The sequence below is a fragment of the Granulicella sp. L56 genome (assembly GCF_009765835.1).
Classification (GTDB): Bacteria; Acidobacteriota; Terriglobia; order Terriglobales; family Acidobacteriaceae; genus Edaphobacter.
The window spans coordinates 1,046,988-1,059,132 of record NZ_LMUS01000001.1; the positions used below are offsets into that span (position 1 = coordinate 1,046,988).

Consider the following 12,145-nt stretch of genomic DNA (forward strand, 5'->3'; position numbering starts at 1 on the left):
CCTCCTTTGTTATACTCAGCGGATAGCCGTGGCCCGCATAAATACGCCGCAGCGCTCAGGTTGGAGTTTGTCCACGTTGAAGAATCGAAGTCTCTTTGCCCAGTCCCTCAGCGCCCAGATCTACTGCGGCCTGCTGATCGCCGTCGCGTGCCTCACCCTCAGCTCCTGCCACAGCGCCCAGTATTACTACTACAAGTTCCCGCAATATACCTTTGCCGACCGGCCGGTTCCGCCCAGCAAGCTCGCCCAGCGGGTCATGATCGCCTATACGCTCAATGGTTCTTCGACATCGATCAGCGCCTCAGGAGCCCTGGCCATCGTCGACGCCAAGCGCGACATCCGCAGCAATATTGAGAACACTATCCCCACCTTCGCCATCTCCGGCTATAACTCCGGCTACCCCAGCATGATCTTCAACTTCCCTGCTGAGGTCCACGGCTACGTCTACTCCAATACGGACGGCAGCCTGGGCATCGTCGACTACAGCAAGGAAGCCTCTTCCGGCTCGGCGGGCAAGTTCCCCGGGTCCGCGTCCATCGCCATTCCGCCCGGCTTCCTGCACTACTACTCCGCCGAAGAGACTTATGGCGTGCTCGCTATCGTCGACAACACTACCGGCAATTCCTACAGCCTCAATCTCCCCAACGTCGACAAGGTAGCCGTGAATGCGGGTGACACCGTCGTCCTTGCGATGGTGCGCAACTCCAACACCATCTACCGCCTGGTCAAGCTCAACGCCAACCAGTTCCCGACCTCGCAACTGGCCATCCAGACCACCGGCGCCGCTGACTGCCAGCCCCTCAACCTGCCCGTCTACTGCGTCGTTCCGGTCAACTCCACGGGCGCGGGTGCGGGTGGCGCCAATACTTTCGACCGCCCCACCGGGGCCTACTTCTCGCTGGACGGCACCACGGCCTTCATCCTCAACTGCGGCCCCGAGTGCGGTGGAACCACCTCCAGCCTGACGCTGCTCAACCAGAGCACCCTCAACGTCAACACCATTCCCAACATGGTTCCCGACAATTCGGCCTTCGTCTCGAACGTGCCCATTCCCGGCGGAGCCACCACCGCGCTCTCAGATGCCACCACGCTCTACGTGGCGGGCCAGCAGCAGATGCCCGACGGCCTCTTCACCGGCTATCTCACCACTGTCAATCTCGCCGCCGCTGCCAGCAGCCCCTCCACCGCGGTCACCGGCAAGTACGGCATCTCCGACGGCACCCACACCAAGCTGCTCTTCGCCGACAACAATACCCTCTGGATCGGTTCGCAATTCTGCGCCACCGGCGAGCGTCAGAAGCTCAACACGAACTACAACTGCCTCACCCGCTTCGACCTCGGAGCCAAGACTGCCCAGATCGTGCCCAACGTCACCCCGGGCAGCACAACGGCTGGTTCCACCGTCGGCTATCCCAATACCAATCAGAACCTCTACTACTACGGCGATCTCACCGGCCTCTGCTGGGTTCAGGGCTTCAATAAGATCTACACCGCCTACGGTGGACAGGTCCACGTCTTCAGCACCGTCGATGGCTCTGAGATCGACAACGAGTTCGTCACCGTACAGGGTACGGCCCTCGATGTCGCCTACATGGATGCCGTCACCGACGCCGATAACTAGAGCTTCGCCTCGAAGCAAATCAGGCCCTGTCCTTCACAGTTCACCGCGAAGAACAGGGCCTCACTCTTTAACCATGCCCGCTGCTACCATAACCACCATGCCCTCCATCGACATTCTTGCCATAGCCGCGCACCGTGACGACGTGGAGCAGACCTGCGGCGGCACTCTGCTCGCCATGCACGCCCGCGGCTGGAGCACCGGCATCCTCGATCTCACCCGTGGCGAGTCAGGCACGCGCGGAACCGCAGCCGAACGCGAGGCAGAAGCCATCGCCGCTGCAGGCATCCTCAACGTCGCCCACCGCGAAGCCCTCGACCTGCCCGACGGCAACGTCGAAAACACGCTTCCCAATCGCCTCAAAGTAGCGGAAGTCCTCCGCCGCCTCCGTCCCCGCGTGGTGATCCTGCCTTACTGGCAGGGCCGTCATCCTGACCACTACACCACCGCGACCCTCGGTTACGAATCCTGTTTCATCAGCGGCCTGGCAAAGCTCGATATCCCCGGCGAGCCTCACCGCCCCTACAAGATCCTCTACGCCTCGCTCTACGCCGACGTGCGCCCTTCCTTCGTTGTCGATATCACCCCGCACATCGAGCAGCGCTACCAGGCGCTGGCAGCCTATCGCTCGCAATACGCATCCCAATCGACAGGCGACTCCATCTTCGTGCGCGAAGACGACATCCGAGAGCGCACCTTCGCCACCGCGCGCCACTACGGCCTGCTCGCAGGTGTGCGCTACGCCGAGCCTTTCGTCCAAAAAGAAGTCGGCCTCGTCGAAGACCTGATGCTCCTCCCTGTTCAATCTATCTAGCTATCTAGCCAAATCTATTTAGATTTTTTTGAATCCTCTTACATCCACCGCTCCAGCGGGACCGTACTCCGAATGAACGCGCAACTCAACCTGCATTCTGGAGAGGTCCATCGTGGAAAAAGTAAACGAACTTATTAAGAGAGCAGTCTCCCGCCGAACATTCATGGCCGGGGCAGGAACCACAGCAGCGGCTGCATTTCTGGCCGGATGCAACAATTCATCCGCACCTCCGACCACAGGCGGCGGTGGCACCACTCCTCCCCCTACAGACGTTCCCGATAACGACATCCTCAACTTCGCGCTCAACCTTGAATACCTCGAAGCCGAGTTTTACCTCCGCGCCGCCACCGGCAGCGGTCTTTCTTCTGCCGACGCTCTCTCCGGTGCCGGTGCCGTTAACGGTGGGGCTGCCGTCCCGGGATTCTCGACTGCGATGCAGCAGTATGCCGTCGAAATCGCACAGGACGAGCTCAACCATGTCCGCGCCATTCAGGCCACCATCACAAAGAACAGTGGAACCCCGGTAGCGCGTCCCGCCATCGACTTCACCAACGCCTTCAACGCCCTCGCCGCGGCTGCCGGAATCGGATCCAGCTTCAATCCCTTCTCCAGCCCCAGCGCCTTCCTTGTAGGCGCTTTCGTATTTGAAGACGTCGGCGTCACCGCATACACCGGTGCTGCTCCCGCCATCACCAACACCGACATCCTCTCCGCGGCTGCTGGAATTCAGGCCGTCGAAGCCTACCACGCCGCTGAGATCCGTACCCTGCTCGTTGGCATGGCCGCAGCCAATAACGATCAGACCTATGTCAACTATGCCAACCAGGTCTCCGCTCTGCGAGGCAAGCTTGGCGGCGGCAACGAGACCATGCTCAGCATCAGCACCATCGTCGCAGCCGACACCACCAACGCCATCGCCTTCTCCCGCACCACCGACCAGGTTCTTCACATCGTCTATGCAACGGCGCCCGGCGCAGGTGTAAAAAGCGGCGGCTTCTTCCCCAACGGACTCAACGGCTCTATCTCAACGACTGCATCCTAAGGACAGATCACCATGGCAAATACAGAGACCAAACAGCTAGATTCCATCATCTCCAGTCGCCGTGCGTTGCTGGCCATTGGCGGCGCAGCACTCGCGGGCCTTGCCTTTGCACCAAAGGCAGAAGCCCAGGCAGCCATCACCGACACCGACATCCTCAACTTCGCCCTCAACCTGGAGTACCTCGAGGCCCAGTTCTATAACCTCGCCGCCTCAGGCGTCACCATCGACAAACTTCCTACGCCCATCCCGGTCAGCGTCAACGGTGGGACTGCAGGAACGGTAACCCTCAAGCCCAGCTTCGCTAAGGTTCCCTTCGCCCTGCCGACCATCGCAGCCTATGCGACGGAGACTGCACTCGAAGAAGGCAAGCACGTCAGCTTTCTTCAGGGAGCGCTCAGCACAGCGGCGGTGTCCATGCCGGACATCGACCTCTTCAACTCCTTCAACGCACTTGCCAGCGTGGCCGGGATCGGCTCTGCCTTCGATCCCTTCGCCAGCGACGCCAACTTCCTCATCGGTGCTTACATCTTCGAGGACGTCGGCGTCAGCGCCTACCACGGAGCAGCAGGCCTGATTCAAGACAAAAAAGTGATCCTGCCCGCAGCCGTAGGGATTCACGCAGTCGAGGCTTACCACGCAGGTCTCATCCGCACCAGCATCAACGCTCTCGATGCCGGAACCGGAACCCTCAACACGCTCACGCAGAAGATCTCGGCAGCTCGCTCCATGCTGGCGAACCCTTCCGGCGCATCGACAACCACCTATACCGGAAGCATGGCGGACGACATCGGCTTGACCACCACCATGGTCAGCCTTAACGGCACCTCGGCGTCGCTCTCCTCATCCACCATCGTCGATTGCGATTCGAACTCAATCGGCTGGGGCCGCACCACCTCCCAGGTCCTCGCCATCGTCACCGGCACCGATCCCAGCGCCACCAGCCACAAGGGAGTCTTCTTTCCCTCCGGCCTCAACGGAAATATCAAATAAATCTCAACGCGTAAGAAAGAGGAGGCTGTCCGCCAACCAGCGGCCAGCCTTCCCTTCAAAAAGCACCCTCGTTCCCCAGCTCTTCCAACTGTTCGGCTGCCACGACACGGTTGCGCCCTCCTCGCTTGGCCCGATACAGCGCGGCATCGCTCTGTTCCACAAGACTCTGCCACGATTGGCCGCACCCCTCCGACGAAGCCACGCCCAGGCTCGCCCGTACCCGAACCGTCTCTCCGCGATATTGCACACACAGATCATCCACGCGTGACCGCATCCGCTCCGCCGCCATACCGGCCTCTACCGAACCCGTATCCGGCAGCAGAATGCAGAACTCGTCGCCGCCCATCCGCGCCACCGCATCCTGGCCTCGCACCGTCTCCTGCAACGCCCTGCCCACCGCCTGCAGAACAGCATCGCCACAGGCATGTCCCAGCGAGTCGTTCACCTGCTTCAAGCCATCGAGATCCATCATCACGACGGCAATCGTTCCCTTCGTCCGCCCGCACCGCGCTATCTCTCGCATCGCAATCCGCGTAAGCGCCCACCGGTTCAGCAGCCCCGTCAACTCATCCACCTGTGCATGCCAAAGCAGCTCTACCCGCAGCTTCGCCGCCGAAAGAAACATGAAGCCAAAAACGATGGCGCTGTTGGTCACCAGCGTTCCTACCAGCCAGAACCGCCGCATCTCGCTGGCCAGCGCAGGATAGTCCGGCGTGCCGAACTTCAAGCTCGCCATCACGCGAAGCAGCAGCAGGACCGCATAGATCGCGAGCGAAACGCCGGTGAGGCTCGCGGCCAGACCAATGTCCTCGCCCACGAACAGGAACACCACCGCAGCGGTCGCCGCCACCTGTACACTCTCCGTCGCGAACGACAGCAACAGCGCCGCCGGATAATGCGATGGCTCAATCAGCAGGTAGATCGTGCCCACCGCCATCCCACCCACCAGCACATACTGTAACGACCGCATCAGCGGCCCACGCTCCAGCAGCTCGTCGAAGCTGAAGTGCAGCATCATCATGCCCAACACTGCCAGCAGGCCGCTCAACGCCTCAGTGACGGGAACGATCCCGCCCAGCAGTATCAACAGCAGCGCTCCACCGCGGCTGAGATTCGCCCCCGCAAACCACGCCGCACCCTTAGCCGATCCAAGCATACGGGCATTCAGCGCAATCACGCCCGCATACAGCACATACAAAAGCACGTTCATCACAACGAGTGTGTGCGTGTCCATTGTTTAGCCCTGGAAACCAACTCAAATGTTGCAATACGTTAGAAATCGATTGTCTTCACCACGTTCGCCAATCGTTTTCATTGGCGAATGGCGAATATATCTTCAAACGTTTGAATTTGCCAGTCGAATCTTAGCACCGTAGCTCAACGAATCACTCTAAATCAATTTAAAGTGCAAAACTTTGCACGCCACAAGTTGAGCCGCTCGAGTTGTACCGAACAAACCCGCACTTTTCTAATTTGATCTTGCAGGCTTTTGCTTCTGCCTAGTTCTCCGTCGGCATGGCCGCACTGTCAATTACGATGGTTTCAACAGGGCCTTTGCCTGCTTTGAGTTTGAGTCCAAGTCGCAGCATCGCGTTGAAGATTGCCGAAGCAATGTCTTGATTCGATGGATCGGAAGGTTCGAGATAGAAATCGAATGAACCTTTCAAGGCCGTCTCATCCACCACAGGACGTTGCAGATCGTAGGCCAACTGTCTCGCCAGGAAAGGCATCGAGACATTGATGCCGAACGCTTCGCCATCGGCGATTCCTCCCGGCTTCGTAAAGACTCCGCCCCGCGGATCCTTATCCTTATCTTTCGCATCTTCCATCTGGAGCTTTCTATTACCCCTGACCAGAAGATAGACTCGGCCCTCTCTGGTCTCTCGATGAAACTTCAAGTCGAATCGTTGAACCAGAAGCGTTTGCAGCATCCTCCGCTGCTCTTCACTAGGAGTCGCTTTCTCCGGAGGCTGCTTCAGGTTGCTCGATTCAGAAGAGGCCGGCGGCAAGGCCACCACATCGTACCGGTTCTTCTCAATCCACGGTGGGCCGCCCGCGATCTGGAAACTTTGAACGTCAAACGCATAAGAAATCAGCGTCTTCAACGTAGTGAACCCAACGACTACCCGGCCGCCCGGGTAGGATAAAAACCCGCTCACCCCTCCACTGTTCGGGTCTGATGGCTTGATGGTAGCGACATCAAATGCAGGCATCTTCATGGTCGCAGGTTGTGAGCCAGTCTCCGCTGACATCGTGGATACCTGGCACGATATCATCGGTACAAAAACACACATGCATCCCGCAAGCAGCAGAAGCTTGCCTCCATTAGGTACGATGCTTTTCGATATCAAGCTCCCCCCTTACAACATCGCATTCAGTATCGCTTCGCTGGTGCTATCGCCATCAGCGATGTAACAAGCACTAGGTAGTGTCTGACGAATCCGTATTGCTTCTGGGTAGCCCAAGGCTTCAGCCTTGGGTCTCTCAAAGTCAACAAAAAACGGGGCTTCAGCCCCTGGGGTATGTCCTCTTTACTGGTAGCATCAGCAGCCAATGGATTCGTCAGACACTGCCTAATGCCTGACTTCTGCCTTCAGCCGATCCGCGACAAACCGCACCACTTCCTCGGTTACATATACCGGAGGCCGCATCGCCAACACTGGAGTCCCCTCCACCAGCTTCAGCGAAACACCCTTCCACTCCGGTCGCCCCAGCACTCCCTCTGGAACCAGCACAGCGTCCGCCCGATCAAGATAGAGCCGCGCCGAATCCTTGAAATCCGCAACCGTCGGATCAAGCACGCTCAGGTAAATATCCGGCCGAAGAAACCGCAGAATGCTATTCGACTCGATCACCGCATTCTCAACCCGCTCAAGCTCCTTGCGAATCCGAGGCATCGCCTCTGACAACTGCCCCTGCCTTGTCCGCACCCAGAACGAACGCACCGCACCCGCGGCCAGATACCGCGCAGAATCGGTCCCACTGGCTCCATCCCGCTCCTCGCTCACCGCGACGGCATGGTCGCCCGTCTCGCAATCGCAAGGCTCTCCATTGGCCGAGCACACTCCATGCCCAAACTGCGTCACCTTGAACGCCGTCCAGTGCATCTCCGGCATCGCCGCGATCAATCCGGCGACCACGCTCGTCTTGCCAATATTGCGGCTATGCCCGCCTACAACCAGAATCGCCATGGGCTTCCAACTGTCTCCCTCACCACAAAACCACGTCATCTCGACCGAAGCTGCGGGGTCCCCGGCGAGCGCACCTGCTCGTTGGGGTGCAAGCGGAGCGCAGTGGAGAAGCCCTTGTATTTCGCCGGTTGCTCCAATCAGCCCTTCCGCAACCGCGCCAGATCTCGAAGATACTCCTTCAGTGGCCGCGCCGGACGTCCCCAGAAGACCTGGCCGGCGCCATGCATCTTCTTCCCGCTCAGCACTCCAGCCCCTCCGCCCAGAATCACCCCAGCGCCCACCGTGGCGTGTTCGCCAATCCCAACCTGCCCGCCCAGAATCGCACCATCCTCCACCACGCTCGAGCCCGAAATTCCCGTCTGCGCTGCGATGATCACGTTCTTGCCGATCACGCAGTTATGCCCGATGTGTACAAGGTTGTCGATCTTCGTCCCGCGCCCGATCCGCGTCTCCCCCAACGCTCCCCGGTCGATAGTCGTGTTCGCCCCAATCTCAACGTCGTCTTCCACATACAAACTTCCCTGTTGCGGAAAGACCACATACTCGCTGGTCTCCGCATGGCGCACATACCCAAAACCGGTAGCCCCCAGCACTGCCCCCGCCTGCACCACGACGCGATCTCCCAGCACCGTCTTTGGATAGAGCGTAACCCCGGCCAGAATATTGCAATCCCTGCCGATCTGTACTCCATCCCCAATCACAACCCGAGGTCCGATGCTGGTTCCATCGCCGATCTCAACGCCCTCACCCACCACAGCCGAAACATGAACCCCAGCCTCAAAGCCCTTCCCTTTCAAATTTTTAGCGATCATCGCAAATGCGTATCTAGGATCAGCCACCCGCCAAACCCTTGCATCTGCCTCATCTAGCTTCAATGCTTTTCCAGCAAGAATCACACCGGCCTTCGACCCCAGCGCGGCCTTCAGCGCCGCAGCATCGACGGCAAACACCACCGTACGCTCATCAGCCGCTTCGACGCTCGAAACCGCAACGATCTCTCCATCCGCAGAAGGAGCATCAGCCCCGACCCAACCGGCAACTTCGCTCATCTTCGCCATCAATAGATCCCCGCCTCGCCCGCAGGCCGCGTCTTCCATCGCCGGTGCATCCACAACCACTGCTCCGGATACTGCCGCACATATTGTTCAATCACACTGGTAAAGAGCGCTGTATTGGCCACGGCATCCGCTTCCGTGTCCGCAGTACGAATCAGATTCAACTCCGCTCCGAACCGCAGGATATATTTCTTTTCCCGAGGCTCCCACAGAAGGAATCCCGGCACCACCGCCGCGCCCGTCTTCAACGCAATCCGCGCCATTCCCGAAGCCGTGCAGGCCTCAACCCCGAAAAACGGCACAAAGACACCCTGCGGCGGCGTCATATTCGTATCCATCAAAATCCCGACCGTCTGCCCTGCGCGCATGGAAGCAATCAGCCCCCGCGCAAAGTCATCCTTATGCATCACCCGATTTCCATGCAGGCAGCGAATGCGATTCACAAACTCATCGACCAACGGATTGTCCAGCCGCCGGATCACCATCCCCATGGGATATCCCATCAGCGAATGATAGAAACTCGACAGCTCCCACGCGCCGAGATGCCCGGTCAGCACCAGCACGCCCTTACCCCGCTCGCGCGCTGCTAAATAATTCTCCAACCCGTCATAGCGAATAAACTCACTCGCCCGCTCCGGGGTGTAATCCGGCATCTGGCAGAACTCCGCCAGCAGACAGCCCAGGTTCCGATAGACCGCCCTTAGAACCGTCTCGCGCTCCGAAGCGCTCTTCTCCGGAAACGCCAGCTCAAGATTACGCAGGCCCACCTTGCGCAACCGGCCTAAAAGGCTAAACGCCAGCCATCCAATGCCCGCGCCCATCCTTCGCGCCAACCATCGCGGAGGAATTCCTAAAACCGCGACAAATACTCTGACGACGCAAAACTCAGCCCACTCCCGAGCCGTTCCTTCCCGTCGTGACTGTCGCTGTGTAGCCTCGCTCAAGCATTCAGTCTACTAGCGTGTCGCACTCTTGTTCCCACAAAAACAAAGGGCGGCCATCTGGCCGCCCTTCGAAAAACTCTGCTTACAACTTACTGGTTCGCCTTGGAGACGACGAAGTAATGAGCCACGGTCCGCACGAACGGACGCGCCTCGGGAGGCGTTGCCTGGTTGCCCTTCAGAATCGTCTGGAACGGAATGTCCGTGCCATAGATCGTCCGGGTGTCGTCCTGGTTCTGCGAGAGCACTGTGCCATCCAGGTTGATACCGGCGAAGAGTCCCTTGCTACGCGAATAGGTGAGGAACTCAGCGTTCAGCTTCCAGTCCGTTCCGGCCTGGGCATTTCTTCCAACCGGGCCAGCCGAAGCAGCAGCATCGCCACCGATCTTGAACTTGTTCTTCAGCATGTCCTGAAGACCCTGCTGGTTCATCGCCACCAGAACGAGGTCGGTCGACTGTCCGCCGATCTGGAATCCGAAGCTGCCGCCGGCAAGCTGCACAAATACCGGAGCGCTCCAGCCGCGCGGCGTGCGGCAGGTAGCTACACCCTGACCGTACTGGCCGCCGACGACGAAAGCCGCCTTCTTATAGCTGGGGACCACCACCACGCAGGATGCGCCCGCGAGAATGCTCTGCGGTATGCCCTTGTCCGGGGTCGCCATAATCTGCCGTACGACGTTCTGTGCATCCGTCAGCCGCTCCGCCAGCTTCGCCTTATCCGACGCTGCAAACGCCGAGACAGAACTTGCCACCATGGCCAATCCACATGCAATCGCTGTAATCCGCTTCATAATTTTTTGCCTTTCACTTTCCAAAACTTTTTTTAGTGGCCCACGTTCGGTGAGATGGGTAGAACCAAAGCCGAGTTGTACCTTACCAGAGTTGCCCGCACCAACACAAAAAAAATGGGGGTTGTAGAGATAGCGCCAAGGTCACCCCTGACACGCTCTCTACAACCCCTCTCCCAGGTCTGTGTTGCTTATGACACTCTGCATCACATCCCCGGGCATCACAACGGTACGAAGGTCTATATACCTTTGAGCGGTTATTGTTAACTATTTAGTTAATAGATAAATTACTTCTCCAAAAGATTTCTGTTCAGTGTCTCAATCGTAAGCGCGATCCGGTTGGCCACCCCGACCTTCCGCATAATCCGGCCAACGTGGGCCTTGACCGTCACGGCATCGATCCCCAGGACGCGGGCAATCTCCCGGTTCGGGCTGCCCGTCACCAGCAGGCGGAGCACCTGCACCTCGCGCTGAGTAAACTTCGGCGCGCTGCCGATCGCGGTGTTTGCCGTCTCTGCCGCCGACGACTCCAGCAGCCGTGCCAGCACCTTCCTCGGAGCCCACAGCGAATCGTCCTGTACGATCTCGATTGCCAGCCGGATCTCGCTCTCTTTGGACATATGGGTCAAATACCCCTTGGCCCCCGCGCCGATCACCTGCTGGATATATTCGTGGTCCTCCTGCACTCCAATCACGATCAACCGCAGGCGAGGGCGACGCCGATGAAACGTGGCCAACAGCTCAAAGAGGTGGTCCGTGCAGGCAGCGTCGATCAAAATCAGCGACACTCCGGATGCGTCCAGCGCGCCCGGCACCGACAGGGCGATCACCTCGAACCCCCTCTCGGAAAACATCGACTGCAAGCCAATAATCCGCAATGGGTCGGTCGCGATCAATCCAATACGCAGATGTCCGTCCGATGCTGTCTCTTTCATCGCCCTTGAAGCCTCTACTTCTCAACGTTTACAGGCAGGCAGTGGGTGTTGCCATCAGGGAAAAATTCAGCCATCGCCTCAATCTACAGCTTCGGCAGAACGATTCCCTGCTGATGCTGGTACTTTCCTTTGCGGTCCGCGTAGCTGACCTCGCAGACCTCGTCGGACTGGAAGAAGAGGATCTGGCAAAGCCCTTCATTGGCGTAGATTCGCGCAGGCAGGGGAGTCGTGTTCGAGATCTCCAGCGTCACATACCCCTCCCACTCCGGCTCGAAGGGGGTCACATTCACGATGATTCCGCATCGCGCATAGGTCGATTTGCCCACGCAGATCGTCAGAACGTCCCGTGGGATCTTGAAATATTCAATCGAACGGGCCAGCGCGAACGAGTTTGGCGGCACGATGACGCTGTCGGACTGGACGGTCACAAAAGACCGTTCATCAAACGCTTTAGGGTCAATAATCGCACTGTTGACGTTGGTGAATATCTTGAATTCGTCCGAAACCCGCAGGTCGTACCCATAGGACGAGAGTCCATACGAAATCACGCCTTCGCGGACCTGTTTTTCGCTGAACGGAGAAATCATGCCGTGCTCGGTCGCCTGTTGGCGAATCCAGCGGTCGCTTTTAATGGCCACGCTAATCTGCTTCCCTTCGTCTTCCGATTCGAGTCTCTTAACCTAAGGTACGGCAAACCGAGGGCCAAAAACGCCCCTCTTTCCGTTGCCTCATTAGATTCTTCATCTTACGGTAGCGTTCTTACATTGACAA

At 58.7% G+C, this 12,145-nt stretch carries 12 protein-coding genes; 4 read left to right on the forward strand and 8 right to left on the reverse strand.

Features of this window, described 5'->3' with window-relative positions:
- The first annotated feature begins 76 nt into the window (after positions 1-76).
- The 4 genes from GSQ81_RS04260 to GSQ81_RS04275 all read left to right on the forward strand — a co-directional run bounded on the left by GSQ81_RS04260 (position 77) and on the right by GSQ81_RS04275 (position 4,464).
- Positions 77-1,621 (forward strand): hypothetical protein, encoded by a 1,545-nt coding sequence (locus GSQ81_RS04260; protein ID WP_158909444.1) that lies wholly within the window; start codon positions 77-79, stop codon positions 1,619-1,621.
- A 97-nt stretch (positions 1,622-1,718) separates the two neighbouring features.
- Positions 1,719-2,432 carry a bacillithiol biosynthesis deacetylase BshB1 gene (gene bshB1, locus GSQ81_RS04265; protein ID WP_158909445.1) on the forward strand — a complete coding sequence of 238 codons (714 nt, stop codon included), beginning with the start codon at positions 1,719-1,721 and terminating at the stop codon, positions 2,430-2,432.
- Positions 2,433-2,544: 112 nt separating this feature from the next.
- On the forward strand, positions 2,545-3,474 hold the full coding sequence (locus tag GSQ81_RS04270; RefSeq protein WP_158909446.1) for a ferritin-like domain-containing protein: 930 nt from the start codon (positions 2,545-2,547) through the stop codon (positions 3,472-3,474).
- A gap of 12 nt (positions 3,475-3,486) precedes the next feature.
- Positions 3,487-4,464 (forward strand): ferritin-like domain-containing protein, encoded by a 978-nt coding sequence (locus GSQ81_RS04275; RefSeq protein ID WP_158909447.1) that lies wholly within the window; start codon positions 3,487-3,489, stop codon positions 4,462-4,464.
- Positions 4,465-4,519: 55 nt separating this feature from the next.
- Here GSQ81_RS04275 and GSQ81_RS04280 read toward each other — a convergent pair whose 3' ends face one another.
- From GSQ81_RS04280 to dcd, 8 genes are all read right to left on the reverse strand, one after another.
- Positions 4,520-5,698 carry a GGDEF domain-containing protein gene (locus tag GSQ81_RS04280; protein WP_158909448.1) on the reverse strand — a complete coding sequence of 393 codons (1,179 nt, stop codon included), beginning with the start codon at positions 5,696-5,698 and terminating at the stop codon, positions 4,520-4,522.
- A gap of 265 nt (positions 5,699-5,963) precedes the next feature.
- Positions 5,964-6,683 (reverse strand): TIGR03435 family protein, encoded by a 720-nt coding sequence (locus GSQ81_RS04285; protein WP_158909449.1) that lies wholly within the window; start codon positions 6,681-6,683, stop codon positions 5,964-5,966.
- Positions 6,684-7,037: 354 nt separating this feature from the next.
- Entirely contained in the window at positions 7,038-7,655 is a 618-nt protein-coding gene (locus GSQ81_RS04290; protein WP_158909450.1) for a hypothetical protein, read from the reverse strand.
- A 137-nt stretch (positions 7,656-7,792) separates the two neighbouring features.
- Positions 7,793-8,752, reverse strand: coding sequence for a UDP-3-O-(3-hydroxymyristoyl)glucosamine N-acyltransferase (gene lpxD, locus GSQ81_RS04295; RefSeq protein WP_254059977.1), 960 nt, complete (start codon positions 8,750-8,752; stop codon positions 7,793-7,795).
- Positions 8,713-9,654, reverse strand: coding sequence for a lysophospholipid acyltransferase family protein (locus tag GSQ81_RS04300; RefSeq protein ID WP_158909451.1), 942 nt, complete (start codon positions 9,652-9,654; stop codon positions 8,713-8,715). Before GSQ81_RS04300 ends, lpxD begins: the two co-directional genes overlap by 40 nt.
- Positions 9,655-9,743: 89 nt before the next feature.
- Positions 9,744-10,442: a lipid-binding SYLF domain-containing protein gene (locus tag GSQ81_RS04305; RefSeq protein ID WP_158909452.1), complete on the reverse strand. Its 699-nt coding sequence runs from the start codon at positions 10,440-10,442 to the stop codon at positions 9,744-9,746.
- A gap of 284 nt (positions 10,443-10,726) precedes the next feature.
- Entirely contained in the window at positions 10,727-11,374 is a 648-nt protein-coding gene (locus GSQ81_RS04310; RefSeq protein WP_158909453.1) for a response regulator transcription factor, read from the reverse strand.
- An 83-nt stretch (positions 11,375-11,457) separates the two neighbouring features.
- Positions 11,458-12,012 carry a dCTP deaminase gene (dcd, locus tag GSQ81_RS04315; RefSeq protein ID WP_158909454.1) on the reverse strand — a complete coding sequence of 185 codons (555 nt, stop codon included), beginning with the start codon at positions 12,010-12,012 and terminating at the stop codon, positions 11,458-11,460.
- Positions 12,013-12,145: the final 133 nt, after the last annotated feature.